15 protein-coding genes and 1 pseudogene are annotated in these 20,795 nt (G+C 43.2%); all 16 read left to right on the forward strand.

Annotated features, from left to right (window positions below; all coding sequences use genetic code 11):
• Positions 1-13 precede the first annotated feature (13 nt).
• Positions 14-907 carry a 4-hydroxy-tetrahydrodipicolinate synthase gene (gene dapA, locus A6K76_RS04520; protein WP_066462548.1) on the forward strand — a complete coding sequence of 298 codons (894 nt, stop codon included), beginning with the start codon at positions 14-16 and terminating at the stop codon, positions 905-907.
• 547 nt (positions 908-1,454) lie between these two features.
• Positions 1,455-3,122, forward strand: coding sequence for a ribonuclease J (locus A6K76_RS04525; protein ID WP_066462551.1), 1,668 nt, complete (start codon positions 1,455-1,457; stop codon positions 3,120-3,122).
• A 169-nt stretch (positions 3,123-3,291) separates the two neighbouring features.
• Positions 3,292-5,679 (forward strand): FtsK/SpoIIIE family DNA translocase, encoded by a 2,388-nt coding sequence (locus A6K76_RS04530; protein WP_083995283.1) that lies wholly within the window; start codon positions 3,292-3,294, stop codon positions 5,677-5,679.
• Positions 5,680-5,891: 212 nt separating this feature from the next.
• Complete coding sequence (locus tag A6K76_RS04535; RefSeq protein WP_066462552.1) at positions 5,892-6,623, forward strand: GntR family transcriptional regulator; 732 nt, start codon at positions 5,892-5,894, stop codon at positions 6,621-6,623.
• A 52-nt stretch (positions 6,624-6,675) separates the two neighbouring features.
• Positions 6,676-7,758: pseudogene (locus A6K76_RS04540) on the forward strand (BMP family lipoprotein).
• 572 nt (positions 7,759-8,330) lie between these two features.
• Complete coding sequence (locus A6K76_RS04550; RefSeq protein WP_066462554.1) at positions 8,331-9,878, forward strand: ABC transporter ATP-binding protein; 1,548 nt, start codon at positions 8,331-8,333, stop codon at positions 9,876-9,878.
• Positions 9,878-10,924, forward strand: a complete 1,047-nt coding sequence (locus A6K76_RS04555) for an ABC transporter permease (protein ID WP_066462692.1) — start codon at positions 9,878-9,880, stop codon at positions 10,922-10,924. Before A6K76_RS04550 ends, A6K76_RS04555 begins: the two co-directional genes overlap by 1 nt.
• Before the next feature lies 1 nt (position 10,925).
• A complete protein-coding gene (locus A6K76_RS04560; RefSeq protein ID WP_066462557.1) occupies positions 10,926-11,915 on the forward strand; it encodes an ABC transporter permease in 990 nt (329 codons plus the stop codon).
• Between the two features lie 371 nt (positions 11,916-12,286).
• A complete protein-coding gene (gene yfmF / locus A6K76_RS04565) occupies positions 12,287-13,552 on the forward strand; it encodes an EF-P 5-aminopentanol modification-associated protein YfmF (protein ID WP_066462559.1) in 1,266 nt (421 codons plus the stop codon).
• Complete coding sequence (gene yfmH, locus A6K76_RS04570; RefSeq protein ID WP_066462561.1) at positions 13,552-14,850, forward strand: EF-P 5-aminopentanol modification-associated protein YfmH; 1,299 nt, start codon at positions 13,552-13,554, stop codon at positions 14,848-14,850. The genes yfmF and yfmH overlap by 1 nt, the downstream gene beginning before the upstream one ends.
• The gene (gene ymfI / locus A6K76_RS04575) at positions 14,843-15,568 is read left to right on the forward strand and encodes an elongation factor P 5-aminopentanone reductase (RefSeq protein ID WP_066462564.1); all 726 of its coding nucleotides are present in this window, start codon (positions 14,843-14,845) and stop codon (positions 15,566-15,568) included. Before yfmH ends, ymfI begins: the two co-directional genes overlap by 8 nt.
• A gap of 165 nt (positions 15,569-15,733) precedes the next feature.
• Positions 15,734-16,543 carry a DUF3388 domain-containing protein gene (locus A6K76_RS04580; protein ID WP_066462566.1) on the forward strand — a complete coding sequence of 270 codons (810 nt, stop codon included), beginning with the start codon at positions 15,734-15,736 and terminating at the stop codon, positions 16,541-16,543.
• An 18-nt stretch (positions 16,544-16,561) separates the two neighbouring features.
• On the forward strand, positions 16,562-17,410 hold the full coding sequence (locus tag A6K76_RS04585) for a helix-turn-helix domain-containing protein (RefSeq protein WP_066462567.1): 849 nt from the start codon (positions 16,562-16,564) through the stop codon (positions 17,408-17,410).
• A 163-nt stretch (positions 17,411-17,573) separates the two neighbouring features.
• Positions 17,574-18,152 (forward strand): CDP-diacylglycerol--glycerol-3-phosphate 3-phosphatidyltransferase, encoded by a 579-nt coding sequence (pgsA, locus tag A6K76_RS04590; protein WP_066462569.1) that lies wholly within the window; start codon positions 17,574-17,576, stop codon positions 18,150-18,152.
• A 13-nt stretch (positions 18,153-18,165) separates the two neighbouring features.
• Complete coding sequence (locus A6K76_RS04595) at positions 18,166-19,419, forward strand: competence/damage-inducible protein A (protein WP_066462571.1); 1,254 nt, start codon at positions 18,166-18,168, stop codon at positions 19,417-19,419.
• A gap of 301 nt (positions 19,420-19,720) precedes the next feature.
• Entirely contained in the window at positions 19,721-20,770 is a 1,050-nt protein-coding gene (gene recA / locus A6K76_RS04600) for a recombinase RecA (protein WP_066462573.1), read from the forward strand.
• The last annotated feature ends 25 nt before the right edge of the window (positions 20,771-20,795 follow it).

Genomic DNA, 20,795 nt, shown 5'->3' on the forward strand with positions numbered 1-20,795 from the left:
GGAGTGTTTGTGAATGGATTTCGGACGTATTGGAACGGCGATGATTACGCCGTTTAAAAAAGACGGATCAATTAACTACCCAGAATTAGAACGCATCATTAATCACTTAATCGACAACGGTACAGACGCGATCATCGCTTGTGGGACAACTTCAGAAAACCCAACGATGTCGACGGAAGAAAAAATCGAAGTTGTACGTTTCACAGTTGAAAAAGTAGCAGGTCGCGTGCCAGTAATCGCTGGAACAGGTGATAACGAAACAGCATACTCTATTATGATGACGCATAAAGCGGAAGAAAACGGTGCAGACGGAATTATGCTTGTAACGCCTTACTACAACAAGCCGAACCAACAAGGGATGTACGCTCACTTCACGACAATTGCAAAAGAAACGAAGCTGCCAGTGATGCTTTATAACGTACCAGGACGTACTGGTGCTAACTGTAAAGCAGAAACGACAGTCGCACTGAGCAAAATCGACAACATTACATGTGTGAAAGAAGCTAGCGGTGATTTAGACCAAATGGGTGACATTATTGAAAATGCCGATCAAGACTTCATCGTTTATAGCGGTGATGATGGCTTAACATTACCACTTCTTGCAATCGGTGGTTACGGTGTCATTTCAGTAGCATCACACGTTGTTGGTAACGATATGCAAAAGATGATCAAAGCGTTTAACGAAGGTCGTCACGAAGATGCAGCGGCAATTCATCGTGCGCTATTACCACTTGTACGTGCGTTATTTGCACAGCCAAACCCATCGCCGATTAAATACGCGATGACGAAGCTAGGCTTTGATACGTTAGACGTACGCTTACCAATGGTTGAAATGACAGACGAAGAAAAAGCAGCATTCGATCAAATTTGGGATACATACCAAGAAAAAGCGAAAAACTTTAAATAATGATGGAAGCGATGCACACGTCTACAGACGAGTGCATCGTTTTTTTGAATTTCCGCACAATGAGCGCGGTCTCATTTTTCACGAGGTGAGGCGCAAATGAGTTGCTGCATGCCTCGCATTCATCGTTGTAGTTAAATTCTTATATACAGCAATCGTTTTTTTATGGCTTTTCACGTCGATGCAGGCTTTCCGCGGCAACACTATTTTTATGCTACTAAATGGATTGTTTTTGCAATATATGCAGCATCGAAATAGCAGTGAACGTGCGGCGAGACTTCTAGGGGAACGGCGTGAGACTTGAGACCCCACAGCGAAGCGAGGAGGCTCAAGCCACGTCCCAAAAACGCGAGCCGCAATCCGTTCACTGACGAATGAACATATGACCAACCTCGTATTTGTTTCCACAAAAAGCTGAACGCGACACGAAAAGCGCCACAATTGTCCCTCCAGGAAAGAATTTCTCATTTTTGTTTGTACAAAGTGTGAGCAACACCGTATAATAAGGACAAGTGGTTGTTGTTCGGGATATTTTTTAGGAGGAAACAAAGTGACGAAAACAAAAAATGAATTAATTCGAGTAATCCCTCTCGGCGGTGTAGGCGAGATTGGAAAAGCAATGTACGTAATTGAAATTGACGAAGAGCTATTCGTTGTAGACAGTGGCTTAATGTTCCCAGAGGACGAAATGCTAGGCATTGACATTGTCATTCCAGATGTTACGTATTTAGAGGAAAATAAAGACCGCGTCAAAGGTATTTTCTTAACGCACGGTCACGAGGATGCAATCGGTGCAATCGCGTACGTGCTACGTAAAATTAAAGCACCAGTGTACGGTTCAAAATTAACGATTGCCCTTGCAAAAGAGCATTTAAAAGATTTACCAGCGCCGTACCAAGTGAAGTTCTTTGAAGTAACGAATCGTAGTCGCATGAACTTCAATTCAACGCACGTAACGTTCTTCCATACAACACATAGCATTCCGGACTCATTAGGCGTTGTGTTCCATACGTCAGAAGGAGCGATTGTACACACAGGTGAGTTTAAATTCGACCAATCTGCACAAGGGAAGTTCCGCCCTGACTTAGCGAAAATGGCGCAGCTTGGCGAAGAAGGCGTACTCATGCTGTTATCGGAATCAACAGAAGCAGAGCGCCCAGGTTATACGACATCTGAAGCGGTAGTAAATGACCACTTAGCGAAAACATTCCACTCAGCACCAGGTCGTTTAATTGTCGCGTTATATGCATCAAACTTCATTCGTATTCAGCAAGTGTTACACCAAGCGCACGCATCACATCGTAAAGTGGCCATTATCGGTAAGCCGTTAGAAAAAGTGGTGGAGCTTGGTGTAAACTTAGGCTATTTAGAAGTCGAAGAAGATACAATTATTCCAATTCAAGATATTCATAAATATAACGATGATGAGCTCGTTATTATCGCAACAGGTAATCAAGGTGAGCCGTTAGATGCGTTAGATAAAATTGTGCGTAAACATCATCGTGAGTTAAAAATTAAAGATACGGATTCAGTACTGATCACGTTCACACCATCACCGTCGATGGAAGTGCAAATGTTCAACACGATGAACAATTTAGCAAAAGCAGGCGCACGCGTATTAACATCAGACAAAAAAGTGCACGTATCTGGTCACGGTAGCCAGGAAGACTTAAAGCTTATGTTAAACTTAATGCAGCCAAAATATTTCATCCCGATTCAAGGGGAGTACCGCATGTTAATTGCGCACTCAAAAGTGGCTCAATCAATCGGTATGCAAAAATCACAAATTTTTATCGCGGAAAAAGGCGATATCGTAGAATACAAAAATGGCAAAGTGCGCATGAGCGGTCGCGTACAAGCAGGTAACGTATTAATCGACGGCTCAGGAGTTGGCGACGTCGGCAACATCGTATTGCGCGATCGTAAATTATTATCACAAGATGGTATTTTCATCGTTGTCGTAACATTAAATCGCGCGCAAAAGAAAATTGCATCAGGTCCAGAAATTTTATCACGTGGATTCGTTTACGTACGTGAATCAGAGGAGCTTATGCAAGAGTCAGCGGACATTGCACGCAAAGTAATCGAAAAGTATGTTGGCAAAGAAACGTTTGAATGGACGAACATTAAGCAAGAAATCCGTGATACGTTAAACCAATATTTATTCCAAAAAACGAAGCGTCGCCCGATGATCATTCCGATTATTATGGAATATTAATTTCAATAAGCATACAAGAAATCATTCGAACTTTATTTTCGAATGGTTTCTTTCTGTTTAGGAATACGCTTTGACAACATTTCAAAATAGCCATACGATAGAGTGGAGAACTTTTTTGTCGTCATAGGCGTCATGAAAAAAGCTGGTCATGAAGGAAAGAGGTGATGAAATGGCACAGCAAAAACAAAAGGAAAGTACTCGCACACCACGTAAGCGTACGGCGGTTAAGACGGAGGAGGCTCCGGTGAAAAAGCCAGTACGCCGCCGCACAACTGCTGCGAAAAAAGAAAGTAGCACGCATACAGCGGAGCAAGCAGTGCAAAAATATCATCCACTTGCTTACGAAATTGTCGGCATTTTATTAATCGTATTAGCAATCGTTATTTTCCAACAATACGGAGTTGTCGGACGTGCGTTGCAATCGACGGCACGCTTTTTCTTTGGTAATTTACATTTTTTAATTCCTGCGACGCTCATTTTAAGTGCCGTGGCGCTCATGATGCGACGTAAAGTGAAACTGAAAAATCGCATCGTTGTCGGTGTCGGCTTATTGTTTACGAGCTTCATTATTTTTAGCCATGCGCTATTGTTTGAGCAGCTAACTGTATCGGGTGATTTAGCATCGACGTCGGTATTGAAGGAAACGTGGAATTTGCTCATTACGACAGGCGGTATTGAAAACCGCTCGAACGCACTCGGTGGCGGCATAATCGGCGGCATTATTTTTAGTGTGCTGTCGTTATTGTTTGATGTAGACGGAGCAAAAATTTTAGCGTGGGTGCTGTTACTCGTTAGTGCGCTATTATTTGGTGGTAAAGCGCTAATGCCGCTTGTAACGAATAAAGCGACGGAGCTACGCACGAGCATGAAGGAAAAATTCGTGCAGTGGAAGGAGCGCAAAAAGCAACAGAAGGCGGAAGGAGCAGTTGAAAAGCCTGAAAAGCCAGCTCGCAGTAAACGTAAAAAAGACGTTGCGTCCTCGTCTGATGAGGTCGACACAGTTATGCATGAAATGTCGCCGCAAAAAGAGGTAGACGAAATTGTCATTAAAACGTTTGCAGAGCGAGTAAATGATGAAAAGCCGTTTAGAGCAAATGAAAATAAGGAATATACAAAACAGAAGCCGCCGCGTGTAGATGCTGAAGATAACACGTCGTATACGTTACCGACGATCGATGTGTTGCAACGTTCAAAAGCACAGGACCAAAGTGATGAAAAGAAAAAAGCAGAGCGCAATAAACGCCGATTAGAAGAAACGTTTGAAAGCTTTAATGTGCGTGCGCGTGTAACGAATGTGTTGCTCGGTCCGGCGGTAACAAAATACGAGGTGACACCAGAGCCTGGCTATAAAATTAGCAAAATTGTTAGCTTGCAAGATGATTTAGCGTTAGCGCTCGCAGCGAAGGACATTCGTATTGAAGCGCCGATCCCAGGGAAATCTGCAGTCGGTATTGAAGTGCCAAATAGTGAAATCGCGGTCGTTACGTTGCGAGACGTTTTAGAAACAGACGCAAATAACAAGCCGGACGAAAAGTTATTAATTGGCTTCGGTATTGACGTAACAGGTGAGCCGATTTTGGCGCAGTTAAACAAAATGCCGCATTTACTCGTCGCTGGTTCAACGGGCAGTGGGAAAAGTGTGTGCATTAACGGCATTATCGTATCGATTTTAATGCGTGCAAAGCCGCATGAAGTGAAAATGATGATGATTGACCCGAAAATGGTTGAGTTAAATGTGTATAACGGTATTCCGCATTTGCTTGCGCCAGTTGTGACAGATCCACGTAAAGCGGCGCAAGCACTTCAAAAGGTCGTTTCGGAAATGGAGCGTCGTTATGAGCTGTTTTCGCATACAAGTACGCGCAACATCGAAGGATATAATGATTATGTCATGCGTCACAACGAAGAAACAGGCGATAAGCAGCCGAAGCTTCCGTATATCGTTGTCATTGTCGATGAGTTAGCAGATTTAATGATGGTTGCGTCAAACGAGGTGGAAGATGCGATTATGCGTCTTGCACAAATGGCGCGTGCAGCAGGCATTCACTTAATTATTGCGACGCAGCGTCCGTCTGTCGATGTCATTACCGGCATCATTAAGGCGAACATTCCTTCACGTATTGCGTTTGCCGTGTCATCAGCGATTGATTCACGCACAATTCTTGATATGGGTGGGGCAGAAAAGCTGCTAGGTCGTGGAGATATGTTGTTTATGCCAGCTGGTGTATCAAAGCCAACGCGCGTGCAAGGAGCGTTTTTATCTGACCAAGAAGTAGAACGCATTACCGAGTACGTCATCAATCAGCAAAAGGCGCAGTACGAAGAAAGTATGATTCCGACTGATGAGGAAATAAAGCAAATTGATGATGATGTAGACGAGCTGTATTTGCAGGCGGTTGATTTAGTTATAGAGCTACAAAGTGCGTCCGTATCGATGCTACAGCGCAAGTTTAAAATCGGCTATTCACGTGCAGCACGCATCGTCGATCAAATGGAGGCACGCGGAATTGTTGGGCCGCCGGAAGGATCAAAGCCACGAAAGGTTCTTACGTCATAAATTAACAGTAAGTTTTAAAGAAATTGCAGCTTGATTCAGACAATTAATTTTTTCTGTTTTGCCTGCAATTTTTTTGGCGAAAAAAGAATAAATTATGATGTATTATTTCTAAAACTATTCCTTTTTAAATCGAAAAGTGTTATATTATTTCTCAATTAGTAGGGATGTTTTACATCAGATGTCTGATTTCTAACTTTGGTGGTGGTTAAAAGGTGACTATTAAATCGGATCATCGTCATTTGTATTTACAAGTAATTGATCGATTAAAAGCCGATATTGAGCAAGGAATCTTCAAAGAAAACGAAAAATTACCTTCTGAGTTTGAGTTATCGAAGCTGCTCGGTGTAAGTCGCGCTACGCTACGAGAAGCACTGCGATTATTAGAGGAGGAAAATGTCATCGTTCGTCGACATGGTGTTGGGACGTTTGTTAACCCAAAGCCAGTGTTTACATCAGGCATTGAACAGTTAACAAGTATTTCTTCAATGATCGAGCAAGTTGGCATGGTACCGGGAACGGAATTTTTAAGTGCTGTTGAAACGGTGCCGTCTGAAGATGATTTAAAACGTTTTGAAAATACAGAGAGCGACAAAATTATTACAATTGAGCGAGTGCGTACAGCTGATGGCGAGCCAGTCGTTTATTGTATTGATCAAGCTCCAACAAGTTTACTGCCGAGCGATTTTGCACAAAGCAATCATCGGGAGTCCATTTTTGAGGCAATTGAACAAACGGGAACGGTTCGTGTAGCGTACGCCGTTACATATATTGATCCTGTTGGGTATCATGAAAAAGCGTCTCCGATATTAAAGTGCAATCGTGAGACAGCGTTACTCGTATTAAAGCAATTACACTACGACGAGCAAGACCGCGTAGTGCTTTATTCAAAAAATTATTTTAGAGCTGATAAATTCAGCTTCCATGTAGTGCGTAAACGGGTGTAAAACATTGTTGTCGTATTACCTGCTAATTACAAAATTTTAGGGGGATTCTTACATGAAAAAGCGTAAATTTGGTTTTGCATTAACAGCAGTATTAGCTGCAGGTACAGTATTAGCAGCTTGTGGTGACGAAGAAACAACGGACAATGGTTCTTCAACTGACGAAGGCGCAGCAACGACTGAAGATACATTTTCAGTAGCAATGGTAACAGACGTAGGTGGCGTGGATGACAAATCATTCAACCAATCAGCTTGGGAAGGGATTCAAGAGTTCGGTGAAGCAAACGGTTTAGCGAAAGGAAACGGCGGCTTCGACTACTTACAATCAGCTTCTGATGCAGACTACAACACAAACATTAACAACTTAATCCGTCGTGACTTCGATTTAGTATTCGGTATTGGTTACATGATGGAAGATGCAATGACTGAAATTGCAAATGAAAACACAAATTCAAAATTAGCAATCATTGATGGCGTAGTTGATGCACCGAACGTAGTATCTGTACTATTCAAAGAGCAAGAAGGAGCGTTTTTAGCAGGTGCTGTAGCGGCAACAATGTCTACAACTGGTAAAATCGGCTTCGTAGGTGGCGTTGATATTCCAGTAATTAACCGTTTCCACGCTGGTTACGTTGCAGGGGCAAAAGCAGTAAACCCTGACATCGAAATCCAAGTGCAATACACAGGTGCATTCGACAAAGCAGATTTAGGTAAAACAGCTGCAAACTTAATGTATTCTTCTGGCGTAGATATTATTTTCCACGCAGCAGGTGGTACAGGTAACGGTGTATTCTCTGAAGCAAAAGAGCGTAAAGCAAAAGATCCAAACGCAAACATTTGGGTAATCGGCGTAGATGCTGACCAGTACGATGAAGGTTAAGTAGATGCAAACACAAACATTACATTAACATCAATGTTAAAAGGTGTTAACGCAGCAGTAGTAGATATTTCTACGCGCGCACAAGATGGCGACTTCAACGGTGGCGAAACGCTTGTATACGGTCTGAAAGAAGGCGGCGTACAATTAGCAGATTCTCGCGGTGCAATTCCAGCTGACGTAATGGCAGTTGTAGAAGATTACACAGCAAAAATCTCTTCTGGTGAAATCGTTGTACCAGAAGAAAAACCAGCTCAATAATTTGTAAAACGATCGCTTATAGACATGAATATCATAGAGGTCATCGCGGCTTCTATGATGTTTTTTCTAAGTTATTAGATGAAAGATTTGTGTACATAAATCGAGCCTGTTCATGAGCCGTTTTTATGTAGCTGAATTGGTTGTTTTTGATAGCAAAATCGTTCATCACCATAAGCTAGGGTTGACGCTTGAACATGAATGTTGCTTGGAACAAGAGGCGGACTCCTGCGGGAAAAGCATGAGCTTGAGACTACAGGCTCAAGCCATGCCCGCGGAAAGCCTGCCTCGGCGTGGAAAGCAACCCCAAGTTATGGTGAACAGCCAGCAAAATGGAAATCAACGCGGCATTGTACTGGCAAAGAGCGTGCAGCGGCTTAAGACGAGCCGAAGAGACAACGTGAATTGCCGATTAAATGGCTAATTAACACGATTGTAAACAAATCTTTCATGTAGTAATTTATTAGTTTGATTGCTTACACAAACATATATTTTTATGTATATTGACAAGTTATTGATCGCAATATGCATCATATTTTTATTAAAATTTTGAAATGGCTAAAGGAGTGATTACAGTGGAATATGTGATTGAGATGCTCGGAATCCGTAAAGAATTCGGCAATTTCGTAGCGAATAACAACATCACGCTCCAACTAAAAAAAGGCGAGATTCATGCACTTTTAGGAGAGAATGGTGCAGGGAAATCGACTTTAATGAACGTCTTATTCGGACTTTATCAGCCTGAAGCTGGTGAAATTCGCGTACACGGGAAAAAGGTGAACATTGCGAATCCGAACATTGCAAATGACTTAGGAATCGGCATGGTGCATCAACATTTTATGCTTGTTGAAAATTTCACCGTAACGGAAAATATTATTTTAGGTAGCGAGCCGACAACATTTGGGATGGTTAGTCTTAAAAAGGCGGCTAAAAAAGTAAGAGAGCTGTCAGAGCGCTACAATTTAGATGTGGATCCGAATGCAAAAATCGAGGATATTTCAGTCGGGATGCAGCAGCGTGTTGAAATTTTGAAAACGCTTTATCGCGGCGCTGAAATGTTAATTTTCGATGAGCCGACTGCATCATTAACACCGCAAGAAATTGAGGAGCTTATTCAAATTATGCGCCTTCTTATTAAAGAAGGAAAATCAATCATCATCATTACGCATAAGCTAAAAGAAATTATGGAAGTGTCAGACCGCGTAACGATCATTCGTAAAGGTGAAGGAATCGGCACAGTTGTTACAGCGGAAACGAATCCAAACGAGCTAGCGGAATTAATGGTCGGTCGTCAAGTAGAGTTTAAAACAGAAAAAACAGAGGCGACACCAGGTGAGGACGTACTAGTTGTAAAAGATTTAGTCGTTTCAGATTACCGCGGTATCGATAAAGTTGTGAATTTAAACTTAAATGTGCGTCGCGGCGAAATTGTCGGCATTGCTGGTATTGATGGCAACGGTCAGTCAGAGCTAATCGAGGCGCTTACTGGTTTACGTAAAGTAAAGAGCGGTACGATTACGCTAAACGGTCAAAACATTACGAACTTAAAGCCGCGTTCGATTACAGAAGCGGGGGTTGGGCATATTCCAGAAGACCGTCATAAGCACGGCTTAGTACTCGATTTCCCAATCGGACATAACATCGCGCTTCAAACGTATTACAAGCCACCAATTTCAAAAGGCTTCGTCATGGATTATAAAAAAATTAGCGAAAAAGCGCGTCAAGTTATTGAGGAATACGACGTGCGTACAGGGCAAGGTGAAATGACGCCTGCACGTGCGCTATCAGGTGGTAACCAACAAAAGGCGATTATCGGTCGTGAAGTAGATCGTAATCCAGACTTACTTATTGCGGCATTGCCGACGCGTGGCTTAGACGTTGGGGCAATTGAGTTTATTCACTCACGCTTAATCGAGCAACGCGATAAAGGAAAAGCGGTACTGCTCATTTCATTCGAGCTTGATGAAGTAATGAACGTATCAGACCGCATCGCCGTTATTTATGACGGTACAATTGTCGATACAGTTTATCCGAAGTTAACGAGCGAGCAGGAGCTTGGTTTATTAATGGCGGGCGAGACGCGTCAACAACCAGATTCGCTTACAAAAGGAGGAACGGAATGATGTCAAATCGTATCGTAAATATTCTCGTTCCAGCTATTTCAATCATTGTCGGTTTAGTCGTCGGTGCAGTTGTTATGCTCGTATCAGGCTATGATCCGGTGCAAGGCTACACAGCGTTATGGAACGGGATTTTTGGAGATTCGTACTCAATTGGGAATACGATTCGTCAAATTACACCATACATTTTAGCAGGTTTAGCGGTAGCGTTCGCGTTCCGCACAGGCTTATTCAATATCGGGGTTGAAGGGCAATTATTAATGGGTTGGTTAGCTGCTGCGTGGGTAGGATATGCAGTAGAGCTACCACGAGTAATTCACTTGCCGCTTGCGATTATCGCAGCAGCAGTAGCTGGTGGTTTATGGGCATTATTAGTCGGGTTCTTAAAAGCACGCTTAAATGTGCACGAAGTTATTTCGTCAATTATGTTAAACTACACAGCACTTTACATTACGAACGCAATTATTAAATCATTATCAGATGGCGGTTTCAAAACTGAAACGGTTTTACCAACTGCGACATTACGTGCACAGTGGCTACGTGATATGACCGACAATTCAAGTCTTCACTTAGGGATTTTAGTAGCGCTAGCGATGGTGCTTGTTATGTGGTTCCTACTCGAAAAAACGACACGCGGTTACGAGCTAAAAGCAGTAGGTTTCAACCAAAATGCTGCTGAGTACGCAGGGATGAGCGTAAAGAAAAACATCATTTTAGCAATGACAATTTCAGGTATGTTCGCCGGTCTTGCCGGTGCGATGGAAGCGCTCGGTACGTTCCAAAATGCATCGATTAAAGCAGGATTTACAGGTGTCGGCTTTGACGGAATCGCCGTAGCACTACTTGGTGCGAACACGCCACTTGGGGTCGTGTTTGGGGCAACGTTATTTGGTTCATTAAAATACGGCGCACTGAACATGCCAAACGAAGCCGGCATTCCAGAAGAAATTGTATCGATTATTATCGCCTTAATTATTTTCTTCGTTGCATGTGGTTACGTTATTCGTTTACTTTTAGAAAAATTTGGATCAAAGAAGGAGGGCAACTAAGATGAGTGGATTAGACATTTTATACTTCATCATTCCTTCAGCGATTCTGTACGCAACACCATTAATTTTTACGGCAATCGGTGGCGTGTTCTCCGAGCGATCAGGTGTTGTCAACATCGGTTTAGAAGGGATCATGGTCGTTGGTGCATTCACTGGTATTTATGTGAACTTAGAATACGGAGAGGCGATAGGTCCAAACGTTATCTGGTTCGCGATTTTAGCAGCACTCGTTGCTGGTGCGGTGTTCTCTCTACTATTAGCAGTAGCGGCGGTATCGTTCCGCGCTGACCAAACGGTAACAGGGGTTGCGCTGAACATGCTCGGTGCAGCAGTAACGATTTTCTTAGTAAAGTTAATTTACGATAAAGGGCAAACGGATATGATCGCCAATTCCATTCAACGTTTTGAGATGGATGGGTTTGAGCTTTGGGGCATCAATTGGTTTCCGTTAGCAAATATTCCGTTTTTCGGGCCATTATTGTTCCAAAATGTATATAGCACGTCGCTATTAGCATTTGGAGTAGCAATCGTTGCATGGTTTGTCATTTATAAAACGCCATTTGGTCTACGTTTACGTGCAGTCGGGGAACACCCGATGGCAGCAGATACGATGGGTGTGAACGTAGCGAAAATGCGCTACATCGCCGTACTCATTTCAGGAGCACTTGGCGGTATCGGTGGTGCAGTATATGCGCAAACGATTACGCTAGACTTCTCAGCATCAACTATTGCAGGACAAGGGTTCATGGCGATTGCTGCTGTCATTTTCGGTAAATGGCATCCACTTGGGGCGCTTGGTGCAGCATTATTCTTCGGGGTAGCACAGACGCTTAGTATCGCAGGAAACCAAATTCCATATATTCAAGACATTCCGGCTGTATACTTACAAATTTTACCGTACGTACTAACAATTTTAGCGCTTGCTGGCTTCATCGGCAAAGCAATCGCGCCAAAAGCATCTGGTACACCGTATATTAAAGGAAAACGATAAAAAGAAAAGCGAGCGAATACATACAAAGTATTCGCTCGTTTTTTTACTTTGCGGTACAATGCTATAGACATGCTTTTTTAGCGTTCATCACGACAATGAAAATGCGCTGTTTGTAATAGAAGGTGTAATTAAATGAGTGATGAAATGTAGTTTTATGTATACGTATACACGCATGATGTTGTGAGATTCAATAGGTGGGAGCTTTGCGGCGAGACTCCTTGGGGAAAAGCGTGAGACTTGAGACCCCACAGCTGTGAGGAACGAACAGCGAGGAGGCTCAAGCCACGCCCCAGGAAAGCGAGCCGCATGTAGCGACCACCGTAATGATAACTAAGACGATGTATATTCGTTTTCGAAGGAGGAATCGGATTTTGTTTACAACAATCCAATTAGCAAAAGGTGTGCAGCTTCATGTACATCCAACAACACAATTTAAAACGGTAAACTTCTCAATTAAATGGCGTGCTCCGTTAACGGACGAGGCGGCAGCTGCACGTACAGTGTTAACGAACGTTTTACAGCATAGCAACGCAAAGTACGATACGACGGCGGCATTCCGTAGCTACTTAGACGATTTATACGGCACGGTGTTATATTTTGATACGGCAAAGCGTGGCAATGAGCATACGGTATTATTAAATGTTGAAACGGTAAACGACCAATATTTAAAAAATGCGAACGTGTTACAAGAAGTGCTACAAACAATTCATACGTCGGTTTTTGAGCCGAATGTGGACGAAGCAGGGCAATTCAAAGAAGCAATCGTCAACCGTGAGCGCGAAATGGTCGTGCAGCGCATTCAATCGATTTTTGATGATAAAACGCGCTATGCACAGCAGCAGTTAACGAAGCTAATGCGTCCAAATCACGCCGCTTCAATTTCAGCGAACGGCTCGCTTGAAGCGGTAAAAGCGTTAACTGTGGCGGACGTAACAGCAGCGTATCACGACATGCTTTTACACGATCGCATCGATATTTACGTTGTCGGCGATGTACAGCCTGATGAAATGGCGACGCGTCTAAAGCAAGAGCTACCATTTGCAGATCGTGATGCACAGCCACTTGAAGCGATTCCGGCAAGCACGACGGAATTTGAATACGTACGTGAGCAGCAGGACATGAAGCAAGGGAAGCTACATATTGGCTATAGCACATCAGTACGCTTTGGCGACGACGACTTTGCGGCGATGCAAATATTTAACGGCATGTTCGGCGGCTACCCACATGCGAAGCTATTTATGAACGTACGCGAGAAAGAAAGCTTAGCGTACTACGCGTCAAGCTCATACTCAGGGCATTACGGCTTAGTATTTGTATTAGCTGGCATTGAAGCGGCGAATGAGGAAAAAGCATACACGTTAATTCAACAGCAGCTAACAGCGATGCAGCAAGGTGATATGACCGAGCTTGAGCTAGCGCAAACGAAGGCGATGTTAACAAATCAATTAAAAGAGGCACTTGATTCGGCACGAGGTCAAATTGAAGTGTACGACCAATACAAAGAGTTAGACGAGCAATTTTCGATCGACACGTGGGCGGCTCGTTGGGATCGCATTACGTTAGATGACGTCGCGCGTATGGCGAAGTACGTAACGCTTGAGAAAGTTTACTTCTTAAGTGGGAAGGAGCAAGAATAATGGAGAAAATTACATTTGAACAACTAGACGAAACGCTTTATTACGAAAAGCTCGACAACGGCTTAGACGTATACATTTTACCGAAAAAAGGGTTTTCGAAAACATTCGTGACGTTCACGACGAAATACGGTTCGATTGATCGTACGTTCGTGCCAATTGGTGAGGAAGAAATGATTACCGTACCAGACGGCATCGCGCATTTTTTAGAGCATAAAATGTTTGAAAAGGAAGACGGCGATGTGTTCCAAAAATTTAGTGAGCTCGGTGCATCGGCAAACGCATTTACGTCATTTACGCGCACAGCGTATTTATTCTCAGGCACAAACCACATTTACGACAGCACGAAAACGCTGCTTGATTTCGTGCAGCAGCCGTACTTTACAGAAGAAACGGTCAACAAAGAAAAAGGCATTATCGGGCAAGAAATTACGATGTACGATGACCAACCAGATTGGCGTCAATATTTCGGCACGATTGAAAATATGTATCATAATCATCCAGTAAAAATCGACATCGCTGGAACGATTGAAACGATTGACGGCATTACAGCGGAGCATTTATATACGTGCTACAACACGTTTTATCATCCGTCGAATATGTTGCTATTTGTCATTGGGGCAGTGGAGCCTGAAGAAATGATGGACTTCATTCGCAACGACCAAGCGAGCAAGGAATTCCAAGAGCCGACGCCGCTTAACCGTCATTTCGACGAGGAGCCGACGCATGTTGCGGTGAAGGAACGAACGCTGCATATGGACGTGCAAAAGCCAAAAGTGATGCTCGGCTTAAAGGCGAAAACGGTGCATTTACAAGGTGCGGACATGTTAAAGCACGAGCTAGCAATGAACATCGGCTTTGAGCTATTGTTCGGACGCACATCACCGTTTTACACGCGCGTATACGAGGCGGATTTAATCGACGAGTCGTTCGGGCAAGATTTCTCACTTGAAGAAGGGTTTGGATTTGGTTTAATCGGTTCCGATACGTCAGAGCCAGCGCGTTTAATCGAGGAAATTCAGCAGGAGCTAAAGGCGGCTGAGTCGGCATTGCCGTTTACAGCAGAGGACGTTGAGCGCATGAAACGCAAAAAAATTGGCTTCTATTTACGCGCGATGAACTCGATTGAATTTATTGCAAACTCATTTACACGTTATAAATTTAACGACATGAACTTATTTGATGCTGTACCGACGCTTGAGCAATTAACATTTGACGACATTCAAGAAGCGTTAACGTCCATTCAAGGGCAAGACCAGCAAACGATTTTCACTGTATTGCCGATGGAGCAGCATGCATAAGCGATTTGCGCTCGTCGTCGGTGCATCGGGTGCGATTGGTCAAGCGATTTGTCGCCGCTTAGCGCAAGATGGCTGGTCGCTTTATTTGCAGTATTACAAAGGGAAAGACCGCATCGATGCATTGTATCACGAGCTAGCAAGCAACTACCGCGAGCAGGAATTTATGACGGTACAAGCTGACTTTAGCGTTGCAGACGGCGCAGAGCAGCTTGTACCGCACATTTTTTCGCTTCATGCCATCGTTTTTGCGAACGGGCAGGCATATTACGGCATGCTAGACGATACGAGCGTCGAGGTGATGGATGCGTTATGGCGCGTTCACGTACAAAATCCGATGCGTCTTTGTGCGCTTCTTAGCTCGAAGTTGCGTCAGGCGAACGGCTCGATTGTCGTCATCGGCTCCATTTGGGGCGAGGCAGGGGCATCGTTTGAAGTGGCGTACTCAGCAGTAAAAGGGGCACAGCATGCATTTGTGAAGGCATATGCACAAGAGGTCGCACCGAGCATTCGTGTTAACGCCATTTTACCAGGATTCATTCATACGAATATGAATGGGCATTTGAGTGAGGACGAGCAGCAGGAGCTACTCGCGGACATTCCGATGCAGCGAGCAGGAGAGCCAGACGAAGTTGCACATATGGTCGCATTTTATATGAGCGATGCGACGCGTTACGTTACAGGGCAATGCGTGCGAATAAACGGCGGTTGGTACATATAAAGGAACATGTCGTTTCATGAAAGTAAGGTTTATGAGATTTTTAGCGAATTTTCTATTAAAACGCCCTGAAATATCATGAATGGAACTTTTCAATAGGTAGAAAATCGGATATGATGATAAATAGAAGCAACCGCGTGCACACGCATCATAAAGGAGTTGATGTTCATGAATGAATGGTATTTTGAGTACGAAATTCAAGTCAATCGCCCAGGGCTACTTGGCGATATTTCATCACTGTTAGGTATGCTGCGTGTGAATATTGTAACGATTAATGGGATTGATGAGGTTCATCGAGGTATGTTGTTGTCAGCAGAACGCGAGGAATCCATTGATCGCTTTCGCTCGATTGTTTCAACGATGGAGCATATACATGTAACAAAGTTTCGTCAGCCGAAGTTGCGTGACCATTTAGCACTACGTCACGGTCATTATATTCCGAAAGATAGCGACGAAAAAAATACATTTCGCTTTGTGCGGAGCGAGCTAGGTATTTTAGTTGATTTTTTAGCGGAAATCTTTAAAAAAGATGGTCATAAAATGATTGGGATTCGTGGGATGCCACGCGTTGGAAAAACCGAGTCGATCGTGGCGGCAAGCGTCTGTGCAAATAAGCGATGGATTTTTTTATCGTCTACAATGATTAAGCAAACGTTGCGTAATAAACTGCTTGGGGATGAATTTAGCACGGATAACGTCTTTATTTTAGACGGCGTTGTAACGCGACGTTCAGGCGATGAGCGTCACTTGCAGCTAGTGCGAGAAATGATGAGCTTTCCTACAACGAAAGTAATCGAGCATCCGGATATATTCGTGCAAAATTCGGAATATACGCTTGATGATTTTGATTATATTATTGAGCTGCGTCATCATCCAGAAGAGGAAATTACATTTGAAATTTTAGAGCAAAATCAAAAACAATCCGATTTCGGTAGCTTTAGTGGATTTGGCGGAGGGTTTGATGGTTTTAATTTTTAAGTAAAGTAGGTGTTATTGGTGAATGATATTGGAAGTCGCTTGAGGGAAGCGCGTCTTGTAAAGCAATTATCGTTAGACGATTTACAGGATATTACAAAGATTCAAAAGCGCTATTTACAAGCAATTGAAGAAGGCAATTTTGACATGATGCCCGGCGCGTTTTACGTTCGTGCTTTTGTGAAGCAATATGCGGAAGCGGTCGGCTTAAACTATGAAGAATTATTAGTAACGTACAAACTGGATCTTCCAGAAGCAAGCACAGAAGAAGTGACAAGCTCAATTCAAAGTACACCTAATCGTCGAAAAATCTCTCGTTCATCAAGTAAACTAGTCGAAGCAATGCCGAAAATTATTGTCGCACTATTCATTATTGTGTTATTTGTCGTATTTTGGATTTTCTTACAAAAGAAGCTCGGCAATGATACAGCAGTTGAGAAAGAACAAGCACCTGAAGTTGAATATGTGGAAAAAGATCCGACAGAAGCAGGCGTTGTAGAAGACGGTGAACAAAACGAAGAGGAAGCGATTGAGGAACCAGCAGCACCAGCGCAAACACTTCCTCAAGGTGAAATTCAAGCAGATGGTGTAACGACAATTTATACACTTTCTAATACGGATACGATGAATTTACGCGTTGAAGCGTATGGTTTAACATGGATCGGTATTCGAAATGCAAGTGCAGCTGAGCAAGTAGATGCACGTGCTTACGATAACGGTGAAGTTGTCGAATTCGATGCAACGGCAAACCGCTTTGCCCGCATTCGTTTAGGTGACTCGACGAAGGCAAAAGTATTTGTAAATGGCGAAGAACTACAATACGCACAAAATATCGTCACGCAAAATATTATTATTCAATTTGCTGAATAATTTCGAGTCATTATTTTGAAAGGAAATAGTCATCGCATTATGGCTATTTCCTTTCTAATATGTACAATCATAACTAACGATTCGTCTCCACGCAGCTCTCGTAGTTGCGTGGTGTCTTATTAAAGAGGCAAGACGACATTTAAAACGAAAGGTGTTAACGAACATGAACATTCCAAATAAAATTACGGTGTCACGTATTTTATTAATTCCAGTCTTCATGATTTTTATTATGTTCGATTTTGGATGGGGCAACATGACGTTTATCGGAGCTGACATTGGCGTTAGTCAGTTCATCGGTGCATTAATTTTCATCTTTGCATCGGCAACAGATTGGGTAGACGGATATTACGCACGTAAATACAATTTAGTCACAAACTTAGGGAAATTTTTAGACCCGCTTGCAGATAAGTTGCTCGTTTCAGCCGCGCTTATTTTACTTGTTGAAATGCAATATGCACCTGCATGGGTAGTCATTTTAATTATTAGCCGTGAGTTTGCGGTGACAGGATTACGACTTGTGCTAGCAGGTGGTGGCGAAGTTGTTGCAGCAAACAACTTAGGGAAAATTAAAACGTGGACGCAGATTGTTGCTATTTCAGCGTTGTTATTAAACAATACAATTTTTACGTTAATTGACATTCGATTTGATTTAATTATGCTTTACGTGTCATTGTTCTTTACAGTATGGTCAGGATGGGGTTATTTTTATCCGAACCGTCACGCACTATTAACAAACAAGTAAAGGGGACTTTTTTGTGAATGCAGAAATCATCGCAGTAGGCTCAGAGTTACTACTTGGGCAAATTACAAATACGAACGCACAGTTTTTATCGCAGCATTTAAGCGAGCTTGGCATTAACGTGTATTATCATACCGTTGTTGGGGATAACCCACAACGTTTAGAGGAGGCGGTGGCGATTGCACAAAAGCGTGCGAACGTCATCATTTTCTCAGGTGGGCTTGGGCCGACGAAAGATGATTTAACGAAGGAGACGATTGCGCGTGTCGTCGGACGTAAGCTTGTAACGGACGAAATGGCAATGCAGTCGATTGAGCAGTTTTTCGCATCGCGCAATCGCGTCATGACAGAAAATAACAAAAAGCAGGCGCTCGTATTAGAAGGAAGTCACGTGTTTCCAAATAAAAACGGTATGGCTCCAGGAATGGCGCTTGAAACAGAAACGCATACATACATGCTGTTTCCAGGACCGCCACACGAGCTAGAGCCGATGTTCCAATTTGAAGCGAAGCCGTATTTAGCCGCGAAGCTTTGCGATGATGAAAGCATTATTTTATCGCACGTTATGCACTTTTTTGGCATTGGCGAGGCAGAGCTAGAACTGCGCATTCAACATATTTTAGATGCGCAAACGAATCCGACTGTTGCACCGCTTGCATCAGCTGGTGAAGTGAAACTGCGCATTACAGCGAAGGCAAAAACGATTGCCGAGGCGACGCAATTAAATGAGGATATGACGAAGCAGCTACAAGCAATCGTTGGACAGTACCAATACGGTGTGAACGACGATACGATCGTGTCAAAAACGGTTGAAATGCTACAGCGTCACGAGCTAACGATTGCCGCCGCGGAAAGTTTAACAGCAGGGCTATTCCAAGCAGAGCTCGCTGAAATTAACGGTGTGAGCGCAGTGCTTGCAGGTGGCGTCGTCGCCTACAACGAGGACGTGAAAGTACAGCAGCTCGGCATCGACCGCGCATTAATTGAGCAGCATTCTGTTGTGAGTGCAGAAGTTGCAGCAGCGATGGCGATCGGTGTGCGCGATAAGTTCCAAACAAATATCGGCATCGGTTTAACGGGTGCAGCTGGACCGAATTCACACGGCGACCAGCCACCTGGAACAGTTTTCATTGGCATCGACGTACAAGGTGATGTGAAGACGTACAAGTTAAATTTAAGTGGTATGCGTAATACAAACCGCATTCGTACGGTGAAATATGCATGTCATTATATTATGCAGCAGCTCGTTGCAAACGGTTATGAAAAGTAAATGATGGAGGTGGGCAATCAGTTAACAGAACTGCTGCACACCTCTTTTTTATGTGAAAAATAAAGAGCGTGTATGCTCCGGCTCAAGTCGTTTTGCTCCAGATTTCATGTGTTTTCCCGTATAATAAAGAGTGTGAAAAGCGCGTCATATAGCGTATTTGACTACATTTTGCAATGAATACGCCTAAAATAGTATTTTTATAAAAAGCGAAAATATGTTCGCTTTTTACTTGAATGTTTCAATGAAACGAGTTATACTTTAACTATAGTAATGGAGAAGAACGAAGGAGGAAATGCAGCATATGAGCGATCGTAAACAAGCGTTAGAAATGGCGTTAAAGCAAATCGAAAAACAATTTGGTAAAGGTTCGGTTATGAAACTTGGTGAGGCGACAGACCGTAAAGTAAGTGCAACACCATCAGGTTCGGTAGCGTTAGATATTGCATTAGGTATTGGTGGTTATCCAAAAGGACGTATTATTGAAATTTACGGTCCAGAATCTTCAGGTAAAACGACATTTGCGTTACATGCGATTGCAGAAGTACAAGCAAACGGTGGAACAGCAGCATTTATTGATGCAGAGCACGCGTTAGATCCGGAATACGCACAAAAACTAGGCGTTAAAATTGATGACTTATTATTATCTCAACCAGATACAGGTGAGCAAGCGTTAGAAATTGCAGAAGCATTAGTGCGCTCAGGTGCAATTGATATTATCGTTGTTGACTCAGTTGCTGCATTAGTACCAAAGGCCGAAATCGAAGGCGAAATGGGTGACTCGCACATGGGGTTACAAGCGCGTTTAATGTCTCAAGCATTACGTAAACTGTCAGGTGCGATTAATAAATCAAATACATTGGCCGTGTTTATTAACCAAATCCGTGAAAAAATCGGTGTTATGTTCGGAAATCCAGAGACGACTACAGGTGGTCGTGCGCTAAAATTCTACTCATCTGTTCGTTTAGAAGTGCGTCGTGCAGAGGCGATTAAGCAAGGTACAGAAATTATCGGTAACAAAACGAAAGTGAAAGTAGTGAAAAATAAAGTAGCACCACCGTTCCGCACAGTTGAAGTCGACATTATGTACGGTGAAGGGATTTCAAAAGAGGGTGAAATTGTGGACCTTGGTGCAGAGCTTGATATTATTCAAAAGAGCGGTTCGTGGTATTCATACAATGGCGAACGAATCGGGCAAGGGCGCGAAAACGCGAAGCAATTTTTAAAAGATAATCCACATATTCGTGAAGACGTAGCGGAGAAAATTCGCATTTATCATGGCATTGGTGAAGGTGTAGCACCGGTGATTGAAAAGAACGATTCTCATGACGCGGACGTACTAGAGGAAGAATAATAAATGGAGGGCAAAGCTGAACTGT

The sequence above is a fragment of the Caryophanon latum genome, assembly GCF_001700325.1.
Classification (GTDB): domain Bacteria; phylum Bacillota; class Bacilli; order Bacillales_A; family Planococcaceae; genus Caryophanon; species Caryophanon latum.

What these genes read in the sequence shown, in the direction of transcription:
- dapA (WP_066462548.1), top strand. Translation starts at nt 14, where the DNA reads ATGGATTTCGGACGTATTGGAACGGCGATGATTACGCCGTTTAAAAAA.
- yfmH (WP_066462561.1), top strand. Translation starts at nt 13,552, where the DNA reads ATGGAGAAAATTACATTTGAACAACTAGACGAAACGCTTTATTACGAA.
- A6K76_RS04530 (WP_083995283.1), top strand. Translation starts at nt 3,292, where the DNA reads ATGGCACAGCAAAAACAAAAGGAAAGTACTCGCACACCACGTAAGCGT.
- A6K76_RS04560 (WP_066462557.1), top strand. Translation starts at nt 10,926, where the DNA reads ATGAGTGGATTAGACATTTTATACTTCATCATTCCTTCAGCGATTCTG.
- A6K76_RS04555 (WP_066462692.1), top strand. Translation starts at nt 9,878, where the DNA reads ATGTCAAATCGTATCGTAAATATTCTCGTTCCAGCTATTTCAATCATT.
- recA (WP_066462573.1), top strand. Translation starts at nt 19,721, where the DNA reads ATGAGCGATCGTAAACAAGCGTTAGAAATGGCGTTAAAGCAAATCGAA.
- ymfI (WP_066462564.1), top strand. Translation starts at nt 14,843, where the DNA reads ATGCATAAGCGATTTGCGCTCGTCGTCGGTGCATCGGGTGCGATTGGT.
- pgsA (WP_066462569.1), top strand. Translation starts at nt 17,574, where the DNA reads ATGAACATTCCAAATAAAATTACGGTGTCACGTATTTTATTAATTCCA.
- A6K76_RS04580 (WP_066462566.1), top strand. Translation starts at nt 15,734, where the DNA reads ATGAATGAATGGTATTTTGAGTACGAAATTCAAGTCAATCGCCCAGGG.